Source organism: Colwellia sp. E150_009 (assembly GCF_053543955.1).
This window is the reverse complement of the sequence record NZ_JBHFOM010000006.1, coordinates 85,393-110,215: the sequence shown is the minus strand read 5'-3', so window position 1 is coordinate 110,215 and position 24,823 is coordinate 85,393. Positions and strand designations below refer to the sequence as shown.

Below are 24,823 nucleotides of genomic sequence, written 5' to 3'. Positions count from 1 at the left end.
AGGAGATTATTATGCAAATAAATTTATATCATCAGCCAAAAGATAACACTTCTTTATTAAATAGAATAGCTAGGAGAACAGCCGATAGAGTGATTCATTGCTTTGAATACACACTGTCTAAACTCAGTTTAGATAAAAATAGACACCTTATCTTGTCGTATTCATTACAACATCCACAGAACAGTGAAGCCTTGTTAGATTGTGTTATGCAGCTTAATTGTGTTTATCAATCTCATGATCTTAACGCCATATTAGGAGAAAACAATGCAAGCTAGTTCATTGGCTCAGACGCTAGAAAAAGCCCCTGTGTTAAACACAGCATTTTATCAAGCACAAGACGACGAAATTGATATGTTTCATTTTGCACGTAGCAATTATCTTGCTTTGTTGCTAAAAGGACCGACGGGCTGTGGAAAAACCCGTTTTGTTGAGTATATGGCACAACAAATTGAGCAGCCGCTTTATACTATTTCGTGCCATGATGATCTCAGTGCTGCTGATCTAATAGGCCGCCATTTAATTGATAGCAACGGCACCTATTGGCAAGATGGACCTATGACAAAAGCCGTGCGAGAAGGCGGCATTTGTTATTTAGATGAAATAATTGAAGCCAGAAAAGACACCACAGTATTATTGCATTCATTGACTGATCACCGACGCGAACTTTACATTGAGCGAACGGGTGAAGTCATTAAAGCGCATAAAGATTTTATGCTGATTATTTCTTACAATCCGTCTTATCAAAGTTTATTAAAAGGCTTAAAACCTAGTACTCGGCAACGCTTTATTAGTCTGAGCTTTGATTATCCGAGTGTTGAGAAAGAAATCGATATTATTATTACTGAAACAGGTGTTTCTTATCAAAATGCCCAGCAATTAGTTGCTTTGGCAACCGACTTGCGTAGGCTCAGTGATATAGACATTAAAGCGGCAGCGTCAACACGCTTGTTAATTTACGCCGCAAAAATGATCAAGTCGGGCTGCCCTATTAATAAAGCGTACCAGTATTGTATTGTTGAACCTTTGAGTGATGAGCCTGAAACTATTAGTGCATTAAAAAAGGTGATTAGTGCTTACTGTTAATAGAATAAAAGTGCCTGGCTCGGTAGCTGCATGGATTTTTATTTATGCAGAATTAACTGAATTTGGCTTCTTTTTTATCGCCTTTTTGCTGGCAAAACTCTACTACCCCGTAGAGTTTTATCAAGGCCCTACGCACATACCGATATTCACAGGTTTATTAAATACGCTGGTTTTACTCAGTAGTAGTTTTTTTGTTGCCCGCGCTATGCAATCTATAAAACGTGATGATAAAAAGCGAACGGTGTTTTGGTTATTGCTGACTATTTCTGCTGGCCTTACCTATTGCGGTATTAAAACGTGGGAGTATCGTTTAAATGAGCAGGCTGGCATTGGTCCTCGCACTAACTATTATTTTGCCAGTTATTATTACATTACCTTTAATCATTTGCTCCATGTATTAATTGGCACGTGCACTATCATTTTTGTCACCATACTGACTGCGTTAGGCTATTACAATAAATCTAATTATGAAGGCTTAGAAAGTGCTGCAAGCTATTGGCATATGATTGATCTTGTTTGGATTCTTATTTTTCCATTGTTATATGTATTGAGGTAAAGACATTGAAAACTAATCAGTATGAGCGAATAAAACGCTATTTAACCGAAACAACATTTAATATTTGGCTGCGTCTTGTAGGATTAACATTAATCAGTGCTATTATTGCAGAAACCAAAAATACTGCGGTTATCGCGACGGTTTTTGTTTGTGCGATAGTGATGATGAAAGGGCATTGGATAATTGAGGAATTTATGGGGCTTAAGCATGCTGCGCCGCTTTTTAGAAAAATTATAAAAGGTTATTTTTATGCCATGACAACCTTAGTAGGTGGAATCGTGGCATATTCACAGGTATCATTTCTCGGTGTTTAGCGTTAATTTAGCGCTGATCTAGCCTCAATAAGTTTAGCTAAGTATAATGGGTACCTTGTTATAACCGCCAACAGGCGCAACTTCACGCTCTAATGGTTGGTTTGGCGCTAAGGTAATTGTATTTACCGAGGCAAGCAGTGCTTGTAATGCTATTCTTAGTTCCCATGTTGCCAGTAATCGACCAGGACAAACATGTTTTCCTATGCCATAAATAAGATTTGCATCCGCATTTTTTTGTGGTTCAAAGGTGGAGTTATCAAAAACGGCTTCGTCACGATTAGCTGACGTCCAGTTGAGTTTAACTCGTGCGCCTTCTGGAATGTTTTGACCACCAATTTTTACTGGGCAGGTGGTAATGCGCTTGTTTGATACGAAGGGATCGTCTAAACGTAATACTTCATTAATAAAGGCATCAATTTTTGTTGCAGTTGCTGTACGAAGGTAGTCTATCGACTCAGGATTTTGCGCAACATAAGCCACAATAACACCAACACACAACGCAATAGAGCCCAAATCACCGCCAGTCCAATTACGTAAAATTGAGGTAATTTCTTCTTCTGTTAATAATCTACCGTAAATAGTGTCTTGGCAAAGTCGGCTGGTAACATCATCAAAGTTGTTATTACCAACGGCACGACGTGGAGCAATAACTGAATGAATAATATCATCAAATTGTTCTGCCACATCAGCCATCTTTGACCGATCACCAGAGCGGGTAGCTGCATGGTTTTTTTCCATCCATGCTAATAATTTAGGTTCTAGCTTTGCTGGCCAGCCTAACCATTTACATTGAGCACGTACCGCAAAGACAGCGCCGATGTCATTTACTGCATCTAAGGTAATATCTAGGGGTAATTCATTCATGAGCTGGGTAGCGGTTTGCTCAAAAACGGGAATATACGGTGTCAGTGCTTTTGGAGTTAAATATCGTTCAATAATTTTTCGATAGTCACTGTGCTCTTCTCCGTCTAACCCATTAGGTATATGGAGATGTTGAGAAACTTTGCTCGAAAATCGCTCATGATCAAGTGCTGCCGTTACCACATCAGCATGTTTGAGCAATACCCATTCACCTAGCATGTTTTTAATAACGGGATGTTTAACGCGTAATGTATCAGTGAAAGCGCGTAAATCTTTACCTTGGATAGAAAGATCGTCTGGCATGTGATCGCTCATGTGAACTCCTTTATATTCAAAAGATGATTATATAAAAACTCATCATAAACTTCATAGAAAATTTGTGTGTTTGTCCGGCAACTCTATTGATTAAATAAATAACATTAATTTTATCTTTTTAATTAATAAAGTTGCATTTGAAATGCATGTTATATAATATGCATTTCAAATGCAACTTGAGTTATTAAGGATTTACTACGGTGACAAATATTGTTTCTTTTCTAAATAAGATTAGTAAGTCAACCATGACGCCTTGTACTAGCAAAACAGAGTTGAGTAAGTGGCCTTTTTCACCATGGGCACAAACACTCATGGCTCAGCATATTGAGTTAGATTTTGAAATTGGTGCTGTTAATTCACTTTTAAACACCAATAGCTGTAATTTGATTCAACTCGACGTCAAGTTAAAGAAATTAACCAAAGCAGTACTCACGCACCTTGAATTAGAGGCGCAATTTTTACTACCAATGTTGACGGAAACTAAGGCGTTATCACAGCAAAGAAATTACCTAAACGAGGGATTTGATGCACTATTTAAAATCTGCAGGGCAACAACTGACTATGTTCATTCATTGAAACTATCTTTTGGTAATTGCTTAGTTACAGATAGTCAAAGTGAACGGATTATTTATTTTCTTGATGAAATAAAAAACAGATTAAATGATGAGGATTTTATTTATTCTCAAATGACAGAAAAAGGGCATGAAGATGAAATTTAATTATTTTGGCAATAAGGCTTATTTGACTTGGTATACTCAAAACCTAATTACAGCGTCACTTGATACTGTGTATGGTAAAGAGGTGCTTTGTCGAGGTTTTTTATCGCATGATAACACGCCTATTCCTATGGTTGATCTTGTTCCTTTTTTATTTGAAAACCCAACCTTATTATTGAATATGACATGTCAACAAATTCAAGACATTACCCAATTCAACATAACCAATGTAGGGCAAAGTACAAGTTGGATAAATATAGCAGGATCATTAATTGAAGATGAAAATTTATTTAAGCAACTGTGTAACAATGCATTAGAACCTTTACGTCCAGAACAAAGGCATGCTTTAGTGTTAGAGATTTGTGAAAATGATATTAAAAGCGATATTGTATTAGAGCGAGTTCGTCACCTAAAAAAAATGCAATTTATGATTGCGATGGATGATTTCGGTTCAGGCTATTCAAACTTATCACGTTTAAGCCAAACACCGTTTGATATTATTAAATTAGATATCAAACTGATTGAACGTGTTCCAACTGATATTTGGGCAACTAGTTTTTATCGTGAAATAGTTAACTTGTGCTCATCTACAGGGTGCATCATTGTTGCAGAAGGGATTGAAAGCACAATTCAATCTGATTTTGTTCGCTGGTCTGGGGTTGATTTAATACAAGGGTTTTTGTATGCCTTGCCCCAAAAATTATCAGCACTTCCTTCTACAACCTTTATTTAACTGGAGATTATTATGCGTTCACTTTTTTTAAGAATGCGATCAATTCATTGGCTAAGTGCCATTTTACTGTTTATTAATGCGTTATTATTTACCGAACAGTTTTATTCACAATTAATACAATACACTATTGTTGTTTTGTTGATTATTCATGATTTAGATGAAAAATTTTGGGGAGTAGATTCATTAAATGAAATAACGACATATTTACGCATATTTGAAACCAAAGATTTGTCACAAGAATGTAAAGTGAATAGTAATTACAACAGTGAAATGAGTAAAATATTAGATGTTATAAATTCATTCAGGCTCAATGTGAAAAATGCGTTAACAGACATTCAAACTCAAGCAAATACCTCAGATGAAATTGCTAATGCATTGACATTTAAAACCAACAATATAGCTGAGCGTATTCAAGTTCAAGACCAGCGTGTAGACAATATTGCTTTGCAATTTGAAATATTGGATGAGAAGTCTTTTGCTTTACAGACTAAAGCAGAACAAACTCAAGAACAGGTATGTAAAACCAGACAAGGTTTGCAACAGTCTAATGACGCTATGAGTGGTATGGCCAATATTATTGAAACTTACGTAGAGAGCAGCGAAAATCTTGGTCATAAATTTGAATTACTGTCAGAGCAAGTTAGCTCTATTGGTGGCGTGGTGTCGGTTATTAATACACTTGCTGACCAAACAAACCTTTTAGCGTTAAATGCTGCTATTGAAGCAGCTCGGGCAGGGGAACATGGCAGAGGGTTTGCTGTAGTGGCTGATGAGGTTAGACAATTGGCTATGTCAACTCAAAATAGCTTAGAGCAAATTAACCAAATTATTGCTGGTATTTCTACTGCTGTGCGTCAGGCAGGAGAACAAATGGAATTACAATCAAAAAACCTAAGTAATCTTTCTTTACATTCAAGTACAAGCCAAAAAGAAATAGATAGTGCTTGTGAAAATATTGACAGCATTTTAAATTTAATTGGGCAAGGAGAAAGTAAAGATCAGGCTAATGATAATGTTGATATAAGTTATATTCATCAACTGGTTGTTGAGGTTTCTCAAGAAATACAGGTGTTAAAAAAACTTTCTAATTCAAATGCTAATGATTGTAATGATTTAGAAATACAAGGTAAGCGTTTAAATGATGTTTCTGATAATATTGTTGAACAACTTGCAACATTTAAAACTCAATAAGGAAAATGAACGATGAGGCTTACTGCTTTTACTGATATTGGGTTGCGAACACTCATGTATCTTTCAAGTTTACCCGTTGGACAACTTAGTAGTGTGTCTGAAATATCTCAAGTATATAATATTTCAAAAAATCATACGGTAAAAATAGTGGGGCAACTAAGTAAGTATGGTTATATAACAACCATAAGGGGGCGAAATGGCGGAATTTGTTTAGCTTTACCCCAAGAGAAAATTAACATAGGTGATGTAATAAGGCACTTAGAAAACCATTTAGATGGTGTTGACTGTGTAACATCTTCCTGTCAGCTAGTGGGAGTATGTGAATTGAAAAAAGCATTAGCGAAAGCGATGGAGGCCTTTTTAAAAACGATGGATAATTACACACTGGCTGATCTCGTTATCAATAAACAGCAGCTTAATCAGTTTTGGATTACAAGCCAAGCACTGTAAAAGTAGTTTTTGGCTTAGTGTTTAATATCTGTTAAAACCTGCCTCTTGAAGTGTGATGGGTATAAACCGATGAAAAATCACGATATTTTACGTCTTAACTTCGTGCTTCTTGCGATTAAGTAATTGCTTGTGATCCCTTCAACAAATAAATCACTATTTACTATATAAGTAGAGTTTCGGGCTTGTTCAACACCCGAATAAGGTGACGGCTGCGCGACACCTATTCTTATTTGTTAGGTGAATTTATACTTTCACCATATAAAAACAATTTTCCAATGGTATTTCATTTGGATAATCAGCCATAGAAAAACCAAGTTTTGTATAAGCTTGAATTGCACTTTTATGCGACGCAGGAGCAAAACCAACTGTTTTTGTCCTACTGAATTGAGTTGTTAGTTGCTTTTATACACCTGTGATCTATGAGCAATTCTTACTACATTAACTACAAGTATATCATCTTTTATTTCATACACTATTCGATACAAACCTTGGCGAACTCGATAATTTTCCTGCCCTGAAAGTTTAATACAACCTTCACCTCGAGGGTTTACAGCTAATGTATCTATTATACTTAGGATCTTTTTTATATCGTTTTTAGGTATAACTCGTAAATCTTTAGCCACTGACTTTTTAAACGTTATTCTATATTTTTCCATGTGACTTCAAATCATTTAATAAATCTTCATATGAAATATCAGGCTCATTGGCTCTTGCTGATACAGCGGCTAAATCCTCTTGATCTTCACGCATTAATAAACGAACAGCTTCATCTATTAACTCAGAAATTGATAAATGAGCTGAAGCAGCGCGCATTTTTAGTGCTTGATGTATATCTGGCTCAAAGTAAACGGTAGAACGTTTTGATAGGTTACTCATGATTATGTCTCCATTAATTCGACTAGAACATATAGCACCATAGCACTATAGCGTCATGATGTCACGATATTGCAAAAAGCCAACTGTTTTTTGTCCTTTTAAGTGACTTGGTACGCCCAGCATGGGTATGAACTAATGAGGTGAAAGTCCTCTGTAGGAAGATCACCGTTTAAGTAACTGACTGTTATTAAAGGCTAACTACTAGCGAATGGCAAGGGCTTTTCCGTGAGGAATGATCTGAAGGAAGCCGCTAGCCTCTCTGTTAGTAAAGAAGGCGAGCTGATGAAATGTTAGTAAAACGAGGACATTACTTCGCCCGTTATGCAGACGATTTCACCATTTTAGTGAAAAGTAAGCGTGCCGGTGAACGCGTTTTAGCCAGTATGAGCTTGTTTTTACAGTAAACTCTCAAACTCATTGTTAACGAAAAGAAAAGTCGTGTTGGTGCGGTAAAAGAGATCAAGTTTTTAGGGTTTGGTTTCAAATACGGGCGTATCAATATACATGGCAATTCATTGCAGCGATTTAAACACCGCGTGCGCACGTTAACAAACAGAAATTGGGGTATTGCCATGAGCAAGCAAATTGCCAGCCTTAACCGATATTTACGAGGATGGGGAAACTATTTCCTCATTGCCAACGGTTATCAGTTATGTGTCGATTTAGATCAATGGATCCGCCGAAGAATAGGAATGTGTTATTGGCGACAATGGCGCAAGCCAAGAACCAAAGTGAATAATCTATTAAAACGGGGTGTCCCACTAGCGCTAGCGTTGAGCTGTGGAGCGACAAGAAAAGGGGTTTGGCGTAGTGCGAAAACCAAAGGAATAAATCTGGCATTAAGCAACGAGCATTTAGCTAATGCAGGTTTAGTATCACTTAGGGATATCTGGATTAAAATCCATCATGGTTAATGAACCACTCTGTGCGGATCCGCATGCAGGGTGGTGTGGGGGCTGGAGGGTAGAAACCTCCGGCTACCCGATTTATGTTTCGGGTGCTAACAACTTCTTTGCTTTCTCAATATCTGACTTTATCAGCATATGTTGAAAACCTTTGTAACCACCATTTTCAAATTTATCCACGACTTCTCTAATTTGCGGTAAAAATACTTCATCTATGACTCCAGAACAATCCTCGGTCTCACACTTTCTCAGTAAGTCGATTAACATTAAATCACTACCAAGTTTTTGAGACTCAGAAGCATTATCCAAGTAATCCATATATCCTTGTTTTAATAGATCCAAAGATTTATCGTCGTAATAAGTATGCTGACCGAGAAAAAAACCACCAGAAAAGCAAATAGATCCAAATACAGCTAATGCCACTAAAGTATAAATTTTCACGAAACCCTCAAAGAAACATAACGCCACAACCACGCGCTCGTCGCGTGCATTGCTTTGTTAGCCGCTGCTGGTTTCTTCTGTGCAAGCTGCGAACATAGGTTGTAATAAGATGCTAGCCTCTTGGACGATTCCGTTGGAGATGGGGCAAAGCAAGATACAGGCGCCCGTAGTGCTGAAACAAAACAAAGAAAATCAACTGCCCCTATGGATTTGTAAAAATTTAACGGATGCCCGTAATCTGCGTCATCAAATGCTCCATGTAAAATCCCGTGACGGTTCGTGTTGTCACTTAACGGATAGTGGTCTGAATTTATATATAAGTTCTGATCGGTAAGCTCAATGAATGCGTCCATCATTGATATGATTTCACCAACAGCACCAATATTTTTAGCTACAACCTCATTTTTACAATCAACCGCCAGATTCTGGAAAACGCTTTTAATGCTCGTTACTACTACAGAACGGCTGTCGGCGAGCCTTCGCCCGGCACCTTCAATTACGGGCATCAGCCCAGAGACGGCCACATGGTTGAGGCCGAGAAAGTGAGCCTCAACGGACTCAGCAATAATTTCTTGATATTCGTCGGTATAAGGAACTGCATGGTAACGCTCTGATACCATGGCGGCCAAATTATCTGCCGAGTAGATCAAGGCTAAGTACGGCGCTAAGCTTTTCTCACATACCTTATTTTCTTGAATTTGCTTGGCTACACCACCCAGGAAACCAAGTGGCACATAGGTCGGAATAAACCAGCCTACACTGTTGAATATTTTTTTATAATGGTCGAGGTTATCCATATGCTCTCCGTACGGCTAACAGCTTATTAGACCGACGTTTTCTATATTTTCGCTTAAAAAGAGTTCAGCCATAAAAATAAATATTATCTTTATAAAGTCAACAAATCAATACTTTATAACTTTCATTAAGACCCATTAAAAGCATCCTCTATGAATTATTCCATATTTATGGAGGAAACACGGAAACATGTCAAACTGTATATTAATAAGGGCTATCCACTTAGCCCAACCAGCTACTAGATGTAGTGTTTAATATCTGTTAAAGCGTAGATTTAATTAGGTTAACCCTAATCGTTTGGCCTGACGATATAAATTACCTCGGTCTAGCTGAAGTTGGCGTGCCGCTTTTGCCCAAACATGATCGTTTTCTTCCATCGCCTGTGTAATTAATTGTCGTTGAAAATCTGCAACGATATCGTTAAATGATCTGTTGTCTGTAGAAATTACTGGCGTAATACTGGCATTATCGCTAGGGCTATCGATAACAAAGTCTAACCCCAGATGTTTGGGTTCAATTATTCCTACTTTACCTTCTGCGCTAGCGACGGCTCTTAAAGCCGCACGCATCAGTACATGTTGTAATTCTCTAACATTACCTGGCCAGTCATATTGTAATAATTGATGCATTGCAGATTTACTAACCCTAACATTATTAGTGCCAATCTTGCCTTTTAAATTATTTAATATAAAATTGCTTAGCTGCGGAATATCATCAATTCTTCCTCGTAAGGGAGGCACATTAAGTGGAAAGACACTTAACCTGTGGTATAGATCTTCTCTGAACCTACCTTGGGCGACCTCCTCTGATAAATCTCGGTTAGTTGCCGCAATAATTCTTACATCAACATAAATATTTTTATCAGCTCCAACCCGTTGAATTTCGCCTTCTTGCAGTGCTCTTAGTAATTTTGCTTGGGTATTTAATGATAATTCACCTATCTCATCTAAAAATAAAGTGCCATTATTTGCTAGTTCAAATTTACCCATACGATCTTTATTGGCACCAGTAAAAGCGCCTTTTACATGACCGAACAACTCACTTTCGGCAATACTTTCAGATAAAGCAGCACAGTTTATTTGCACAATGGCTTCTTCACTTCGGCGAGATTGAGCATGCACTGTACGCGCTACAACTTCTTTACCAACCCCAGTTTCGCCAGTAATTAATACGGATAGATCTGAACTTGCCACTACTTGAATTTCATTTTTTAACTCTAACATTTTAGGGCTTTCACCGACAAAACCATCCCCTTTGGCTTTGTGTGCGTCTTTGACTAATTCATGTGTTAAACATAATGATTTCTCATTACTTTTTTCTAAGCCTGCAATGCAATTGGCATTACGAATAGTGGCGGCAGCAAGTGCAGCTAATGTGGCCACACTAATATCATCAACATCACTAAATGCGCCAACTTGCAAGGCATCGAGCGTTAGCACGCCAACAAGGGTTTCTTCCACATATAAACAACAGCCCATGCAGTCGTGAACGTCAAGTACTCGTTTAGGATCCATTGACAGCAAGCCATCATATGGGTCAGGGTAGCTTGAGTCAGCGTCAAAGCGAATGGGCTTATGGGATGATAAAATGGCTTTTAATCTTGGATGCTCATCTGGTAAAAAACGCATGTCTAAAACTTCGGGGGATAAACCGTCAACGGCAACAGGCACAAGCTCATCACCTTGTAGCTCTAGCAGAGCAACAGCGTCACAGTGCATTACTTCATTCACAGCTTGCATTAACCGCTGATAATGGGCTTTTTTTGGTAAACTTAGGCTTAAATCTAAAGCAATTTTTAGTAGCGTTTTCTCAAGCACCAGTAATATTCCAATGTAAAAAAGAAGAATGAAATCATAGTATAATTGAATCTTATTGGGTTGTATTTATTGACCCAGAAAAACTTAATTAATGTTTCAAACTTTGCCAGTTTGGGTCAGCAAAATAGTGAGGATATTCTTGTAATGCCTGAATAATTAACACGGCACCTTGTTTTTTATTGTCTGAGTGCTTTATTTTGTCAACACCTCGTATAATTTTTGCTAGTAAAGTATGTAACTGCGCGTCTGCCAATGGTGGTAATTGACAATTTGCAAAAAGAAAGCTCAGGTGTTTGTCTAACGTGATGGCTAGCGTAGCGTATTGTTCATTTGTAAATTTATTATAATGAATGCTTGGTAGGTTTTCGGCTATTTCATCTTTAATATTAGTCATACCTATATGTAAGCTTTTGTCTATCGCCCATTTATCACCTTTGTTTAGTGATAATTCTTTCTCACTGGCACTAGCATGATGTTCATGCTCTACAGCAGTTACCTTGTGATGTGTCAAGGTTGATAAAATGAAGCTTAGGGTGAATATAAGTAAATTTTTTTTCAAGAGAATATCCTTAAAATACTATTCAAATGTATATGATGATGGCTAATATACTTGGAATTAAAATAATATAACTTAACAGGAACCAACGCCATTTAGTAGGCGCATTTTTTAACTCCATGAATATATCAACAATTTGTTGACCTTTTATCACCACAGATAAGGTAACCAATACAGCAAGTAAATTAACAGGCATTAAAGATTGAGCCAATAAGGTACTGATTAATGTTAATAAAATTAACGCCACAGCAGAGAAATGAATGTTGTTTATTAAGCGAGGCATAATACTTCCTAAATTAGTGAATGATGTAGATAAGAAAAAACACAATTATCCAAACAAGATCTACCATATGCCAATACGAAGCACCTGCTTCAAAGCCATTACAATTTGTTGGTGAATAGCTGTTTTTTCGTGCTTTTACTCCCATATAAGCCAAAATAATCATACCTAACAATACATGCATAAAATGAAAACCTGTGATGAAAAAATACAGCGTGTAAAATGAATTAGTTGATAAGTCATAACCGAGGTTAATTAAATGGTTATATTCAAATAATTTTAAGGTTAAATAAATTGTTGCGCCAAGCATCGCTAGAATTAGGTGGCGACTGGCTACTAAGTTTTTATTTTTTCTTATTGCTTCTACCGATAAGGCAACAAAATAACTGCTAACAATTAAAGTGAGCGTGCAAAAAAAACCAACGGAAGCACTGAGCGTTGATCTACCTAAAGTAAACATGTCACTGTGTAGCCGTTGAGTTACGGCAAAAGCAATGAAAAAAATTGCGAATACGCTGAGTTCCATTGCGATAAACATCCACATGGCAAAGTCGCCAGGTAATTTTTGTTCGGTTATATAATGATTTTCAGATACGTTCTTATCAAAAAGTACAATAGCAGTCATTTGTCCTCAACTTTATAAATTAAATGTTAATTTATAAAGAGTCTTGAGCAAAAATCATTCCAAAAAATAAAGTGGTTAAATATCAGAGTATTATGTTTTATTTCAGATGGCGCGTAATTTTTCGATGTCATTTTGTCATCAATATGGTGTTATATGGACTACATCAAAGTGCAAATGAACTAGCTTGGCAGATATTATTCCTTATGATTGTTTTTTCTACATACAACCTTATTTCTACCTCCTTCCTTTGCTTCATAAAGTGCTTTGTCGGCTTCGTTACCAATAGAAATTGTGTTAGTGAAGTCAGGGAAGGCTGAAATACCACAGCTAAATTGACTATTGAATGTTCCATTTTCATGATTATGGTTGATTTCGCTAAAAGCTATGCGTAATTTATTCATAATATTTCGGGCCGTTTCTAGGTTGGTATTGGGTAAAATTACCACAAACTCTTCTCCACCATAACGACCTACAATGTCATACTTGCGTAACCGTTGTTTTAGTAAATTAGCTAAACTTTTAAGTACCCGGTCACCTGCTGGGTGTCCGTAGGTATCATTGACTTGTTTAAAACAGTCAAGGTCAAGCATTGCAAATGAAAGTGGATTTCCTTCTCTTTTCGCTCGAGAAAGTTCAATTTCAAATCGATCTGTTACCTTACTGTGATTTAAAAGCCCAGTTAATCCGTCAGTTTCAGCAAATTTACGTAGAGTTCTGCCACGGATAACTCTGTTAGATATAGCAGACACTAAGTGCCATGCTTTAACTGGTTTGGATAAAAAATCATCGCCACCTAAACTTAGAGCACTTAACTTTTGACCTAAGTCTTTTTCATGAGACAAAAATACAATAGGTATGTTTATATAGGTATCAATTTGCCTAATGACCTGACTAAGTTCAAGACCTGTACAGTCAGGCATATAGAGATCCATTAAAATTAAATCAGCGGGGTATTCAGCTAAAACAGTTAATAATTCTAAAGGACCGTTCACTTCCTTTGTTTCCATTCCTGCTTGCTGTAAGACTAAGGCTGCAAAGCTTGACTGTTCAACTGAATCATCAACAATAACAATGCGAAAAGGTTCTGTTTTTTGTTGGTGTGTTAGCTTGTCGAGTGCATCAACTAACTGCTCAACTAAAACTGGTTTGGTAAAATAAGCTTTTCCGTTAGCACGAACAGCGCCTAAGCGCGTACTTAAATTATTACTGCCTGTGATAAAAATTGTTTTTAAAGGGTGGGTTCTTGTACTATTAATCTTTCTAATATGTTCAATGCCGTCATTGTTTTTTTCGTTGAACATCACATCCATAATAACGACTCTAGGTTCTTGTTTTCTTAGGGCTATATCAAACTCAGCTAATGTTGAAAAGCTAAGAACATCATAGCCAAAATTGCTTATTTGTAATTCTATTTTTTTGAGAAAATCTTCATCGTCATCCACTAAATAAATAGTTTTGTTGTTAGCGTTGTATGTCTCGGTGGGCGTTAATGAAACTGTTATTGAACTTGTTTGGGCAAACTTTCTGTAGGAGCATACAACAGCAGCTTTTTCCATGCTCTCTAACAAAGCCTCTAATTCAGAGTAAGGGAAAGGTTGTGTAGTATTTTCAAGAAATGCTTGTACGATTAACTCCATTTCTTTTGCCCTGTCAGCAATGGCTTCAAACCCGTAGGTAGCCATAGTGCCAGCCAAAGTATGGGTTTTCTGATGAAGTAACTGTATATCATCAGTATGGTTGTTATTGGTTTTAAGTTTTTGCCAACATTCCTTGATATCAGCAATTTTATTTGGAATATTTTTAGCAACAGCTTTAGTAAGAGCGGTTAATGCCTCTTGGGTACTGGGCTTTGTTTTGGCCGTTTCTTCAATATTTCCATTGGTTTTTTTGCTGTTTTTAGTCATTTTGTTTTTCATTTTTTTTCCAAATATCGCGCACTTGATCTGCTAATGTCATAGGATCAAAAGGTTTTACAATAACGCCACTAGCCCCCATTTTAAGATATTGATTAACTTCTTCAGGTTGTATTTTTGCAGTCATAAAAATAGTAGGTGTATTTTTAAACGCCTCTATTTCACGAATTTTTGTAAAGGCTTTAGGCCCGTCCATATTGGGCATCATTACATCTAGTAACAATAGCTGGGGAGTAAAATGCTCTATTGCTGCCAATGCTTCAGCACCATCGTTACAGACTTTAAGGGTAAAGCCACCTATCGCTTCTAATGCGATTATTGCAATTTGTTGAATGTCATCATCATCTTCAGCATACAAGATACGTTCTAACATATTCTCTCCTTTAATCGTCGATTGATTGCTTATGGTGTATCGCTTGTTTAATTTGCTTTAAAAGGTACTCATTGTTTGTTTTAGATTTTACTAATGTCATCAATACTTTCGAGTTTGTTTCTTTGGGTACATCTTGAGCAGAAAAGATAATTACAGGAACTTGATGATTATCATCATTAAGTAATGGCAATATATCTAAGCCTGAGCCATCAGGTAAACCAATATCTAGCAGTACTAGATCAAAAATATTGTTATTAATTAACTTTTTGGCGTGTGATAATGTTCTGGCATTAATCACGTTAAAATCATTATCCAAAAGCGAAAGAACGATAGCAGTAATATCGGGATCATCTTCAATGTGTAAAATGTTTCCTCTTTCATTATTTTTATCAGCCAGTGACGCTTTAATAGCTTGTACTAATTTATTGTTGTCAATGGGCTTTTCAAGCCAATCCACTATGCCAAAAGCTTCACATGCTACTTCATTTTTAATTCTATCAATAAAAGCTGAAACAACAATAACTGGAACTTCCATGGTGGCTTTATTGTTACGCAACACTTGTAAAATATTAATGCCGTTACCACCAGGAATCATTAAATCTAATGTAATAGCATCATAGTTATTTATGTTTATTTTATGAATGGCTTCGTCATAGTTAAAAGCATGATCTAATAGATAATTTTCGTTTTTAAGCATAATACTAAGTAATTTAGAGACGTCACGATCATCTTCTATAATTAAGATTAACGGCTTATGATTGTGCTTTATATGACTTATTGTTTCAGCTTCTTTTACAGAATGCGCAATATATAATGGCAAATCAATATAAAAAGTGGTTCCTTTGCCTTTGTCACAGCTAAAACCAATGCTACCTTTATGTTTTAATACAATTGCTTGTGTAATATTTAATCCTAGCCCTGTGCCCCCTTTTTGGCGTGTATCTGAGCTGTCAGCCTGTGCAAATTTATTGAATATTTTTGATCTGAATTCCTCGGGGATCCCTTTACCATTATCATGTACAGATATTCGTATATTTTCTCCTATTTGTTCTATTTTAATGTCAATTTGCTCTCCTGTAGGTGAATATTTGGCTGCATTTGACAAAAGGTTTGATATTCCCTGTTGTAAGCGTTGTTCGTCTACTCTCACCAGTATTTCTTCTTGTGGTTCATTAATTAATTTAAACCTAACATTGAGTTTTTTAGCGTAACCCTTGTTTTCTTCAAGTGACTGTTTTACCAGAGGAGTTAAGTCAGTTACAGCAAAATCAAATTGCATTTTTCCTTCTGAAATTTTTTCGATATCAAGAATGTCATTGATCAGGTGAATAAGGCGTTTACTGTTATTATTTGCTATGGTGATCAAAGAGCGAGTTTTATCTGACAGTTCGCCTGTAACGCCACCAAGAATTAAGCTTAATGAACCACTGATAGAGGTTAATGGTGTTCTTAGCTCATGGCTGACCGTTGAAATAAATTCTTTTTGCATTAATTCAATACGTTTACGCTCGGTGATATCTCGAGTAATACCAATATAATGCTCGGTATTATTTATTTTTACTTCGCTGACAGCTAAATCGAGTGGAAACTCTGAACCATTTTTACGAATCCCGACAATTTCACAGCCAATACCTATGTTGTTTTTAATCTTTGTTGCTAATTTATTATTAATAGAGTTGCCATGCTCACTGTAATAATGCTCTGGTACCAGCATTTTGATATTTTGACCAATGACTTCGACATTGTCGTAACCGAACATTGTACGTGCGGCTTGATTAAATGTTTTAATTTTACCTTTATTGTCTATGGTGATAATGCCGTCAACAACATTCTCAATAATAGCTGATAACTTATCGGTCTGTGTCTCAATTTCCTGTTGTAGTTTGGCGGTAAAGCTTTGTTGTTTAATGGTAAAAGTGTTTATCATGCCATATAAAATACGAAATTCGTCATGTACTGATGAGGTATTAAGGCGAATCGATAAATCCCCTTCTTGCAGGCGTTCTGCAGCCTCTGCAAGGTTAAGTACTGGCGCTATAATTCTACGAGAAACAAAGCACATAATTAGTGCCAGTGAAATTATGCCTATCCCTAAACCTACAAGTAACATTTGATTGAGTGATGCTTGAATATCAGCAAAAACAACATGCTCAGGTACTCGCTGTACTAATAACCAATACCGTGTTTTATCAAATGGGGAGAAGTAAATTTTATCAAAACCGAGTATTTCTTCAACGTCGTTAAAACGGCGCATAAATTGGTCATTTTCATTGCTCAAAGAAGCGAGTTGCGGGTAGTCTTTTTGAAAGTTGTAATTTAGCCCTTTGTCTTCACCAAAGGTTTTTTCTGTTTGGTTATGTAAGATATAATTTCCTCTTTCATCCACCATAAACTGAGACGTTCCTTGGTTAATTAGTTTAATATCAGCAAACAGCTTTTCTGTTGCTAGGTTAATAACAATAATACCTTGTACTTGGTTATTTTCTGAAAGCACGGGTGCTGCAAGCCTTAAAACAGGTTGATGAGGAACTTGAATAACACCATGTTCACGATTAAGGGAGACATTAGAAAAATAGACTTGATCATGTGGCATTTTAAGGGTTTGAATAACATAAAGCTCATTGGCTTTATTTTGAAGTAAATCGTCACTCACCACTTCTATTTGATTAAACTCACCCGTTTGAACTCTGACTATTTCATCACCGTTATCGTCAATATAACGAATTTGTAAATATTCTATTTTATTGGCAATAAATGCTGAAAAGATGCTTTGCAGGCGCTTTTTCCATGTAATTAATGAATCGCCACTTTGTGGATCAACCCCATTATTCAATTGGGCACGTAAAATAGCCTGAAGTGCGGGTACTTCTTTTAATGACAAGAGTGTATTTTGATGGCTCTTTAATGAGCCTTGAATAATATGGTTTAAAACGTCTAATTTATTTTTTTCTAACTCTATGGCTTTGCGTTCGGCAACTTGTTGAGATTGTAGGTAACTTGAAAGACTTGTAACCAAGAGAGAGGTGACTAGTATAAATGCCAAACCAAGAGTGACCTTGCCTCGTAATCCAAATTGAGACTTTTTGTTCATAATTTATCTCTTTGATTTTTCTTTATAAAGTGAATCCATCACATACAACCCCTCAAAAAATGAGTACATCTTAACAATAGTACAAAATAGTTGAAAAGATAATAAAAATCTACTCTCAGCGTTATATAGTGACTATTAATACATGAATTATATGAGTCAATAGATATTTCCCCTTTACTCAAGATCAAACGAGTAATAAATATCAGTAGATTTTTCAATACCGCTAACAATTTCTAGCCAAAAACGATTAAACATGTACATTCTTACGGTGAGTTCATTAATGGGTTCATAAACACCAATACCATATTTTAAATAAACACGGTTACCTACATAACCACTGACTGTGGCTTGCGTTTGTTCACCCACGCCTTCAGTATCAATGGCAAGGTTGTTAATTAATGGTAATTTTTCAATTTGTTCAAATAAACCAATATTATTAGTGATACTCATTCCCACCAATAATCCCGCTGCGGTGGTGCTGTTTCCTGTATCAGCGTCTAAACCTCTACCTCTTACAAGATATGATAGTATTTCAGGCGTTTGCATTGTGGGTGTTGAGTACAGCTGCATAGATAATGTATCGGCTAAGCCAGCTACTTGAATGCCAACAGTAATATCTTCCGCTTGAATTTTTTTGCTGGCGCGCAAATCAATATAAGGATTATTTGTTGGTCCATTAAATGTAATGTCACCTTTTTCTATTTGTAACTTTTGCCCATACGCTTGAAAAACGCCATTGTCGGATTGAATGCTGCCAAAGAGCTGTATAGGCTGCTTTTCTTGCTGACTTATTTGTAACTGTCCAAATAAGTGGCTTTGTAACCCTTGTCCGCTAACGGTAAAGGCTTTTGCAATATTGACATTAACGTTAGTTTTTATATTGATGTTAGTGGTTTTTTTTACTATTGCTTGACCATTTTGGTCGACAATAATAACGTCATCACTCAATGGCACACTATCTTCAGGCAGCTTATCAATATTATAATTCCCTTCGAGTACATCAATATTACCGCTGACGGTAAGTACATCTTTAGCATACAAAAAATTTAAACTTGGTGACATATTCATGATTAATTGGGGGGGGAATACCAATGGTATTGCTTTTGCGCTTAAATCTAGGTTGATAGTTAAGTCATCTTGCCATGACAATTGTCCCGTTATATTTGCTCTTTTATCTTCTAATAAAAAATGTCCGTTTAATATTGCTTTATTGTTATGAATACTTAAGTCGGTTGATAAGTTATCAATAACATTGGCATTTTGTTCTAGTTGTATTTTACCATTATTGAGTTTGATATCCCCGTTCATTATGGGCGCTGCTAATGTACCGCTAATGGCAATATCTGTGGTTAATTTACCCTGTAAGTCGACCACTTTGCTTAACATTGATTGAAAAGGTTGTAAGTCTACTTCGTGCAATATTATTTGGGCGTCAACGGGAAAATCATCAACTAATTTCATTACTGTATTACTATTGATCAGTGGTTGGTTATTGATATCAATTAATTGAATTTTATTTGTTAGTTGTTGATTGTTGAGTACAAATGAAAAAGCACCTGTAGACCATTGTGATAAAGTATGTACATTAAATTCATCGCTGACGGTGATATAACCAGGTGATAAATAAAAATCAGCTTTGGTGTTTATTGATTGCTGTGGTGACCATGTTATTTTAACATCACCATTAAGTTGGCTAATTATATCAAACTCTTTTGGTAAGAATAATTCGTCAATAACTTCAATATCAACCGTTATTTGAGCGGTGATTTCTCCAATATTGCCAATAATAGCCTGTTTAGGTAAGCAAGCACTTACACCTGATGTTTTCCAACAATGACTGGCGATTGTGCCGCGTCTTTTGGCTAAGTCAAAGTTCACAGCAAAAGATTTATTGCCTTCTAAGGCTGAATTTTTATACGTTAAGATATTTTTTTCAATAGTGCTATGCCACTTTGTGAAACTGTTATCAAAATGCCCCGTCAATTCAAGTTGTCCACTAATATCACCTAACCAATGGGTTTGAAGTTGGTGTTGTGTAGCGTCACCTGACAGTTTAAGTGTGAAATCACTCATTTCAATGCTGTGGTCTTTATTGATCCATGTTAGTTTTTTATTTAAAAGGGTTAACTCAACTTGATGATCTAACATAGGTGAATAAACCCCATTAATATGCAAAGTATCACTATGCCACTTTGACCAATTAAATGCTGAAGCAATTGTACTTAAGCGAATAGTTGGGTTGTCTTTGCTTCCTTTGATTGAAAAATCGCTGCTAAATGTACCTTGTATCTCGCGATACCATAGATTCACATTATTTACTTTTACATTACCTGTAAGATCCCAAAATGTGTTATCTGCGGAGATCAGTGTTAATTCACTGTTATTTGCGCTAATAAATAGTTTTCCTTGGCTAACATGGCCTGAAGGGGTTAAACCGATATCACCTTTTATTTTGAATGGTGTATTGTTGAATGAGCCTGCAATATCGGTATCTTTTATGTTGGCATACCATTCTTTTTCTGACCATGCCCCTGCACTAGTAATATGCCCTTGTATTCGACCTGATATGGTTTCAGGCATGTTTAAAGTAAAGCTATCCATTTTTGTTTGCTGCTCTAGCATTTCAGTTAGCTTTTGTATGTTAATTATTGGCAGTGAAATACCCGTTGAATGCATTGATAATTGCCAATTAAAATCTGATGGTAATAATGTAATGCTACCTTGTAAGTTTAATTGGCTGGCAGAATCATGCTCATCTATCAGCAATTTTTTAATGTTTAGATGCCCTTGTTGGTGTGTTGCGGCAAGTTTTACGTAAGCATTATGGTAACCGTAACTTGATACGGAGCTAGTTAGATCAAGGCTTTGTGTTTGTATATTACCCGACAACGTTAAAGACAACGCAGAAGGCTCGGCATATTGGGCTAAAGATAAGGGCAGTGGTATATTATCAGCGTCTATGGTGACGCTAAATGGTATGTCAGGATTAACTAAATTGATATTTGCTTTACTGCTTAACGTTAAACTGTCTGTGCTAGTTAGTTCAATATCGAGGTTTTCAAGTGAACCTTGTAATGATAATTGTAGCCTTGTATCGTCTATTTCAGGCCATTGTTTTAATTGGTGAATATGACTAATGAGTTTGCTGTTTATTTGATAAGGCGCTGTTAATTTAGCCTTTGCAGTAAGCTCAGTGATTGAAAACATTGGTGTGGTTGTTTTAAATTCACGAATGCGAAGATCAGAATTAAACCAAGTGGCACTAAGGTGGTTATTGCTTGATTGCCATAAATATTCTTGTTCTTCTACTTGATTATTTTTAGCAATGTCTAGGCTATTAACCTGAAGTTTTTCAATGTTAAGTGACAGGGGGAAATTAACATCAGGTAATTGTGCAACAGCATTAGTTAATGAGGAAGTGAAGTTCTGAGTGTTTTCTGACGATTTTTGTGTATCGTTTAGGTGTACGGTTAACTGCTTAACAGAAGGGTATAATAGGGTAAATTGGCTTTGTCTAATTACCATCTTTGTCTGTAATTGATTAGCATAAATATTTGTTTTATTTAGGCTAATGTGTGCTTTGTCTAAAGTAACTGTATTAATATTAATGGCGAAGGGCATTTTAAAAAGCGTGGTTGCTGTTTCTACATTACTTGTCTTTGTTTCGGTGCTCCCTTCACTGCTTGTATAACGCAACGCTAACGTTTTTGCTGAGGCAGATTTTATACATAACGTTTTTTTCCACACGCAAGAAAAATCAACCCGTGTTTCTATGTCGCTAATGTTAATATCAAGATGTTCTAACGCTATGTGTAGGTTGTTTAATTGCAGATCGCGAATTAATGAGCCACTACGGTAATCAACCGATATTGGGCTAAACGTATTTATAATGGCTAGCGTTACCTGAGTTCCCCAAGGAGTGGTTAATAAAATAGTGATAAAAAACAGGGTTATTGCCAAATACTGAGTGATTTTATAGCTTAGACGACGCCAACTCATAATTCAGCTCCTAAACTAATATGCAAACGCCAACTTTTATCATCGTCATCAATTCCGTAGGCTAAATCGAATTTAATGGCACCAACGGGTGACATATAATGTATACCAGTACCTAATGAGTATACGGGTTCAAATTCGCCTTGATCAGCAACACTGCCTCCGTCAGAAAAAAGTCCAAGCCGCCACTTATCATTCAAGTAATACTGGTATTCAATGCTTGCCAGTATTAGCCTTGTGCCCCCAACAACAATAGGAACCGCTTTTTCAGAATCTGATGATGAAGGAATTGTTGAACCAATAGACTGATAAGCAAAACCACGAATGCTTTGATCTCCCCCCGCATAAAAACGTAGTGAAGGGGCTAATTCAGCATCTTTATCAATATAAATAGCACCTAGTTCTGCTCTTGTAACCAAACGATGTTTAGGTTTTAGGGTAGTAATATAACGCCATCTGCCTTGAAATCTGAAGAAACTATTGTCTGAACCTGCGTTTAAATGTGCACCTTCTATATTATAAGTTTGCCTAAACCCTGAGCTAGGGTCTAACGCAGACCCTTTGCGAGTGGTTTTAGACCAAGTAACACCTGGTATAATGTAGCGTATGTTATCTTTTTCAGACCAAATAATATTGGGTTTTATATCATCAAGGTCATAATCCCATGACTCTTTGTGGTAGCGAATATAAATTTGTCTATTCCAGTTGTTTTTACTGGTTACTCGTCCCATTTGAGCTGAATAAAACTTTGTGGTGAAATCAGCATAATCTTCATTTTCTACGGTTAATTTAAAGCGCAGCACATCTTCAAAAGGATGATTGATGGGGATATTGTAAATAAACTTTCCCGTTGGATTTAAAGCAGAGTATTCTAATTTTGTTTCTTGATAATGCCCATATTTATTAATGCGTGGTGTGCGCCAACCTGCAGATAAACGAAACTCTGTATCAGTGGCATAACCAATACCCAAATCAAACTGATGGCTTTTTGCGGGCGTTAATGACACCTGAATGGGAACTGTGTATTGATGTGTAGTTGAGTTTGCTATTTTCTCAGCAGGCACAGTAATAACATTGCTAAAATACTGAGTTGATTGTAGCTGATATTGCAATTTGTGCAGCTTTTGCGCGCTATAATAGCTATCGGCTTCAAAAGGAATTAAATTGGAAAATAACTCTGGTGTTAGATCAAATGCATCGAAAGTAATATCACCAAATTTAAACCTTGGCCCGCTGTCATACAGTATTGTAATGTCTGCTAATCGATAATCATCTTTGATGGTAATATTACTATTTGTTAAAACGCCATTGAGATATCCATGTTGTTGACCTAGTGACAATAAATTAGCTTTTAGGGTTTCATATTTACCATGATGAAGTGTCTCGCCTTGTGTCAAGTCATGATTGTTTAGTAAGGTAGTAAATGCAGTATCATATTTTGCTTCTCCAACAATGCTAACGTTAATGCTATCGAGTAGAGTAGGTTTAGGTAATTTAATGGTAATAATTAGGAACCAAGGGTCTTTTTTTACCACAAGGGCGACACTTGCTTGGTAATATCCTAAGGATTGTAACGCTTTTTGTATATTACTTTTGGCTGAGTAAATAAAGGCAGAACGCTCTAATTCAGAGTCGGGCAATTTACCTAAATAAGAGAAAATGTTTTTTTTGACTGTATTGGGTAATTCATCATTAAGCGTAACGGATAAATTACTTGCGCACACAATATTAGCAACAGAAGAAAACACTAAAACCATGGCGATAGCTTTGATTTTATAACTAAAAACCACCCCAATTGCTTTAATGTGATCTATCATTAGCAAAATCATTAATGAGAAAATATTCCTGAAGATGTTTACTTAGTGATAAAGACCAGTTTATCTGATCTTTATACAATAACTCTCCTGCAAATATTACGCTATTAATGGTACTGTGACTACGATAATAAGAAAGATTAGTTATTAAGATGTTTAGCGTGAAAACGCAAGTGTTCTTCAATAAAACTGGCAATAAAGTAATAGCTATGATCATAACCTTCGTGCAGGTATAACGCTAAAGGATAATTGTTAGTTTTTGCCGCAGATTGTAAAGTTTCAGGTTTTAATTGTTCGGCTAAAAAGTTATCAGCTTCACCTTGATCTACTCTGATAGGTATAAATTCTGTTGCCTGCTTCATTAATTCGCTTGCATCAAATTGACGCCAAATATCTTTATTATTACCTAAATAGGCAGTGAAGGCTTTTTGCCCCCAAGGGCAACTTACGGGGTTACTGATTGGACTAAAGGCGGATATTGAAGAGTATCGCTCAGGGTTTTTCATGCCTATTGTTAATGCGCCATGTCCTCCCATAGAATGACCACTAATTGCACGTTTAGTTGATACAGGAAAAGTGGCTTCAACCAGTTTGGGTAGCTCTTCTACTATATAATCATACATTTGATAATGACGATTCCATGGGGCTTGAGTGGCATTAACATAAAAACCTGCACCTTGTCCTAAATCGTAGTTGTCATCATTAGCAATGTTATCGCCTCTAGGGCTAGTATCAGGCGCAACAACCGCCATGCCTAATTCAGCCGCAATACGTAATGCGCCAGCTTTTTGCATGAAGTTTTCATCTGTGCAAGTAAGCCCTGAAAGCCAATATAATACAGGAACTTTAGTGCCATTAGATGCTTGTGGTGGTAAATAAATAGCAAATTGCATAGCGCAATTTAATGTTTGGGATTGGTGACTATATTGCTTGTGCCAACCGTCAAAGCTTTTATTCATACTGATATTAACGAGAGAGCTTTCAATTAAATGGGTCATGATCACATAACTACCTTTTGTTCCGATCAAATCTATAATGATCAAAATGAATGTTAACTATCAAGTAGCTATTTAATAAAGGGCTACTTGATATATGAGATGTTGTTTCAAAAATATTGGAAAA

General features: G+C 36.4%; 24 protein-coding genes. 9 read left to right on the top strand and 15 right to left on the bottom strand.

Translation table 11 applies throughout. The features are described 5' to 3' along the window. Window positions 1-11 precede the first annotated feature (11 nt). Genes ACE1OF_RS04690 through ACE1OF_RS04675 form a run of 4 tightly spaced genes read left to right on the top strand, consistent with a single transcriptional unit; the run spans window position 12 to window position 1,953 of the window. Window positions 12-275 (top strand): hypothetical protein, encoded by a 264-nt coding sequence (locus tag ACE1OF_RS04690; protein WP_448893082.1) that lies wholly within the window; start codon window positions 12-14, stop codon window positions 273-275. Further along, complete coding sequence (locus tag ACE1OF_RS04685; protein ID WP_448893081.1) at window positions 265-1,083, top strand: AAA family ATPase; 819 nt, start codon at window positions 265-267, stop codon at window positions 1,081-1,083. Before ACE1OF_RS04690 ends, ACE1OF_RS04685 begins: the two co-directional genes overlap by 11 nt. Further along, the gene (locus ACE1OF_RS04680; protein ID WP_448893080.1) at window positions 1,070-1,639 is read left to right on the top strand and encodes a cytochrome c oxidase subunit 3 family protein; all 570 of its coding nucleotides are present in this window, start codon (window positions 1,070-1,072) and stop codon (window positions 1,637-1,639) included. Before ACE1OF_RS04685 ends, ACE1OF_RS04680 begins: the two co-directional genes overlap by 14 nt. Window positions 1,640-1,644: 5 nt before the next feature. Further along, window positions 1,645-1,953 (top strand): cytochrome C oxidase subunit IV family protein, encoded by a 309-nt coding sequence (locus ACE1OF_RS04675; RefSeq protein WP_448893079.1) that lies wholly within the window; start codon window positions 1,645-1,647, stop codon window positions 1,951-1,953. Window positions 1,954-1,986: 33 nt separating this feature from the next. Here ACE1OF_RS04675 and ACE1OF_RS04670 read toward each other — a convergent pair whose 3' ends face one another. Beyond that, window positions 1,987-3,129, bottom strand: coding sequence for a cytochrome P450 (locus tag ACE1OF_RS04670; RefSeq protein WP_448893078.1), 1,143 nt, complete (start codon window positions 3,127-3,129; stop codon window positions 1,987-1,989). A gap of 200 nt (window positions 3,130-3,329) precedes the next feature. Here ACE1OF_RS04670 and ACE1OF_RS04665 point away from each other — a divergent pair, with 200 nt between their 5' ends. Genes ACE1OF_RS04665 through ACE1OF_RS04650 form a run of 4 tightly spaced genes read left to right on the top strand, consistent with a single transcriptional unit; the run spans window position 3,330 to window position 6,219 of the window. Further along, a complete protein-coding gene (locus ACE1OF_RS04665) occupies window positions 3,330-3,848 on the top strand; it encodes a hypothetical protein (protein ID WP_448893077.1) in 519 nt (172 codons plus the stop codon). Continuing rightward, window positions 3,838-4,578 carry an EAL domain-containing protein gene (locus ACE1OF_RS04660; protein ID WP_448893076.1) on the top strand — a complete coding sequence of 247 codons (741 nt, stop codon included), beginning with the start codon at window positions 3,838-3,840 and terminating at the stop codon, window positions 4,576-4,578. The genes ACE1OF_RS04665 and ACE1OF_RS04660 overlap by 11 nt, the downstream gene beginning before the upstream one ends. Window positions 4,579-4,590: 12 nt before the next feature. Next, a complete protein-coding gene (locus ACE1OF_RS04655; RefSeq protein WP_448893075.1) occupies window positions 4,591-5,769 on the top strand; it encodes a methyl-accepting chemotaxis protein in 1,179 nt (392 codons plus the stop codon). Between the two features lie 12 nt (window positions 5,770-5,781). Then, on the top strand, window positions 5,782-6,219 hold the full coding sequence (locus tag ACE1OF_RS04650) for an Rrf2 family transcriptional regulator (protein ID WP_448893074.1): 438 nt from the start codon (window positions 5,782-5,784) through the stop codon (window positions 6,217-6,219). 392 nt (window positions 6,220-6,611) lie between these two features. On the opposite strand, the gene ACE1OF_RS04645 is transcribed toward ACE1OF_RS04650, so the two are convergent. After that, window positions 6,612-6,875 (bottom strand): type II toxin-antitoxin system RelE family toxin, encoded by a 264-nt coding sequence (locus tag ACE1OF_RS04645; protein WP_448893073.1) that lies wholly within the window; start codon window positions 6,873-6,875, stop codon window positions 6,612-6,614. Continuing rightward, on the bottom strand, window positions 6,862-7,095 hold the full coding sequence (locus ACE1OF_RS04640; protein ID WP_448893072.1) for a CopG family transcriptional regulator: 234 nt from the start codon (window positions 7,093-7,095) through the stop codon (window positions 6,862-6,864). The genes ACE1OF_RS04645 and ACE1OF_RS04640 overlap by 14 nt, the downstream gene beginning before the upstream one ends. Before the next feature lie 515 nt (window positions 7,096-7,610). Here ACE1OF_RS04640 and ACE1OF_RS04635 point away from each other — a divergent pair. After that, on the top strand, window positions 7,611-8,009 hold the full coding sequence (locus tag ACE1OF_RS04635) for a group II intron maturase-specific domain-containing protein (protein ID WP_448893071.1): 399 nt from the start codon (window positions 7,611-7,613) through the stop codon (window positions 8,007-8,009). Window positions 8,010-8,081: 72 nt separating this feature from the next. On the opposite strand, the gene ACE1OF_RS04630 is transcribed toward ACE1OF_RS04635, so the two are convergent. The 12 genes from ACE1OF_RS04630 to fghA all read right to left on the bottom strand — a co-directional run bounded on the left by ACE1OF_RS04630 (window position 8,082) and on the right by fghA (window position 24,699). Then, on the bottom strand, window positions 8,082-8,441 hold the full coding sequence (locus tag ACE1OF_RS04630; RefSeq protein ID WP_448893070.1) for a hypothetical protein: 360 nt from the start codon (window positions 8,439-8,441) through the stop codon (window positions 8,082-8,084). Continuing rightward, window positions 8,438-9,238 carry a hypothetical protein gene (locus tag ACE1OF_RS04625; RefSeq protein WP_448893069.1) on the bottom strand — a complete coding sequence of 267 codons (801 nt, stop codon included), beginning with the start codon at window positions 9,236-9,238 and terminating at the stop codon, window positions 8,438-8,440. The genes ACE1OF_RS04630 and ACE1OF_RS04625 overlap by 4 nt, the downstream gene beginning before the upstream one ends. A gap of 276 nt (window positions 9,239-9,514) precedes the next feature. Beyond that, window positions 9,515-11,053: a nitric oxide reductase transcriptional regulator NorR gene (gene norR, locus ACE1OF_RS04620; RefSeq protein ID WP_448893068.1), complete on the bottom strand. Its 1,539-nt coding sequence runs from the start codon at window positions 11,051-11,053 to the stop codon at window positions 9,515-9,517. 88 nt (window positions 11,054-11,141) lie between these two features. Next, complete coding sequence (locus ACE1OF_RS04615; RefSeq protein WP_448893067.1) at window positions 11,142-11,612, bottom strand: hypothetical protein; 471 nt, start codon at window positions 11,610-11,612, stop codon at window positions 11,142-11,144. Window positions 11,613-11,634: 22 nt separating this feature from the next. Continuing rightward, window positions 11,635-11,892, bottom strand: coding sequence for a cytochrome C oxidase subunit IV family protein (locus ACE1OF_RS04610; protein ID WP_448893066.1), 258 nt, complete (start codon window positions 11,890-11,892; stop codon window positions 11,635-11,637). Between the two features lie 13 nt (window positions 11,893-11,905). Next, window positions 11,906-12,514, bottom strand: coding sequence for a cytochrome c oxidase subunit 3 family protein (locus tag ACE1OF_RS04605; protein ID WP_448893065.1), 609 nt, complete (start codon window positions 12,512-12,514; stop codon window positions 11,906-11,908). Window positions 12,515-12,708: 194 nt separating this feature from the next. Then, window positions 12,709-14,430 carry a diguanylate cyclase gene (locus tag ACE1OF_RS04600; RefSeq protein WP_448893064.1) on the bottom strand — a complete coding sequence of 574 codons (1,722 nt, stop codon included), beginning with the start codon at window positions 14,428-14,430 and terminating at the stop codon, window positions 12,709-12,711. Then, entirely contained in the window at window positions 14,411-14,800 is a 390-nt protein-coding gene (locus ACE1OF_RS04595; RefSeq protein WP_448893063.1) for a response regulator, read from the bottom strand. Before ACE1OF_RS04595 ends, ACE1OF_RS04600 begins: the two co-directional genes overlap by 20 nt. 10 nt (window positions 14,801-14,810) lie before the next feature. Continuing rightward, a complete protein-coding gene (locus tag ACE1OF_RS04590) occupies window positions 14,811-17,891 on the bottom strand; it encodes a response regulator (RefSeq protein WP_448893062.1) in 3,081 nt (1,026 codons plus the stop codon). A 174-nt stretch (window positions 17,892-18,065) separates the two neighbouring features. After that, window positions 18,066-21,890 carry a translocation/assembly module TamB domain-containing protein gene (locus ACE1OF_RS04585; protein WP_448893061.1) on the bottom strand — a complete coding sequence of 1,275 codons (3,825 nt, stop codon included), beginning with the start codon at window positions 21,888-21,890 and terminating at the stop codon, window positions 18,066-18,068. Then, window positions 21,887-23,704: an autotransporter assembly complex protein TamA gene (locus ACE1OF_RS04580; protein ID WP_448893060.1), complete on the bottom strand. Its 1,818-nt coding sequence runs from the start codon at window positions 23,702-23,704 to the stop codon at window positions 21,887-21,889. The genes ACE1OF_RS04585 and ACE1OF_RS04580 overlap by 4 nt, the downstream gene beginning before the upstream one ends. A gap of 137 nt (window positions 23,705-23,841) precedes the next feature. Then, window positions 23,842-24,699, bottom strand: a complete 858-nt coding sequence (fghA, locus tag ACE1OF_RS04575) for an S-formylglutathione hydrolase (RefSeq protein ID WP_448893059.1) — start codon at window positions 24,697-24,699, stop codon at window positions 23,842-23,844. Window positions 24,700-24,823 lie beyond the last annotated feature (124 nt).

Bases quoted from the DNA above. Each gene is read 5' to 3' on its own strand.
- ACE1OF_RS04690 (WP_448893082.1), top strand. From the start codon at position 12: ATGCAAATAAATTTATATCATCAGCCAAAAGATAACACTTCTTTATTA.
- ACE1OF_RS04605 (WP_448893065.1), bottom strand. From the start codon at position 12,514: ATGACTGCTATTGTACTTTTTGATAAGAACGTATCTGAAAATCATTAT.
- fghA (WP_448893059.1), bottom strand. From the start codon at position 24,699: ATGACCCATTTAATTGAAAGCTCTCTCGTTAATATCAGTATGAATAAA.
- ACE1OF_RS04650 (WP_448893074.1), top strand. From the start codon at position 5,782: ATGAGGCTTACTGCTTTTACTGATATTGGGTTGCGAACACTCATGTAT.
- ACE1OF_RS04660 (WP_448893076.1), top strand. From the start codon at position 3,838: ATGAAATTTAATTATTTTGGCAATAAGGCTTATTTGACTTGGTATACT.
- ACE1OF_RS04590 (WP_448893062.1), bottom strand. From the start codon at position 17,891: ATGAACAAAAAGTCTCAATTTGGATTACGAGGCAAGGTCACTCTTGGT.
- ACE1OF_RS04655 (WP_448893075.1), top strand. From the start codon at position 4,591: ATGCGTTCACTTTTTTTAAGAATGCGATCAATTCATTGGCTAAGTGCC.
- ACE1OF_RS04670 (WP_448893078.1), bottom strand. From the start codon at position 3,129: ATGAGCGATCACATGCCAGACGATCTTTCTATCCAAGGTAAAGATTTA.
- ACE1OF_RS04595 (WP_448893063.1), bottom strand. From the start codon at position 14,800: ATGTTAGAACGTATCTTGTATGCTGAAGATGATGATGACATTCAACAA.
- ACE1OF_RS04610 (WP_448893066.1), bottom strand. From the start codon at position 11,892: ATGCCTCGCTTAATAAACAACATTCATTTCTCTGCTGTGGCGTTAATT.
- ACE1OF_RS04585 (WP_448893061.1), bottom strand. From the start codon at position 21,890: ATGAGTTGGCGTCGTCTAAGCTATAAAATCACTCAGTATTTGGCAATA.
- ACE1OF_RS04600 (WP_448893064.1), bottom strand. From the start codon at position 14,430: ATGAAAAACAAAATGACTAAAAACAGCAAAAAAACCAATGGAAATATT.
- ACE1OF_RS04580 (WP_448893060.1), bottom strand. From the start codon at position 23,704: ATGATAGATCACATTAAAGCAATTGGGGTGGTTTTTAGTTATAAAATC.
- ACE1OF_RS04625 (WP_448893069.1), bottom strand. From the start codon at position 9,238: ATGGATAACCTCGACCATTATAAAAAAATATTCAACAGTGTAGGCTGG.
- ACE1OF_RS04645 (WP_448893073.1), bottom strand. From the start codon at position 6,875: ATGGAAAAATATAGAATAACGTTTAAAAAGTCAGTGGCTAAAGATTTA.
- ACE1OF_RS04640 (WP_448893072.1), bottom strand. From the start codon at position 7,095: ATGAGTAACCTATCAAAACGTTCTACCGTTTACTTTGAGCCAGATATA.
- ACE1OF_RS04685 (WP_448893081.1), top strand. From the start codon at position 265: ATGCAAGCTAGTTCATTGGCTCAGACGCTAGAAAAAGCCCCTGTGTTA.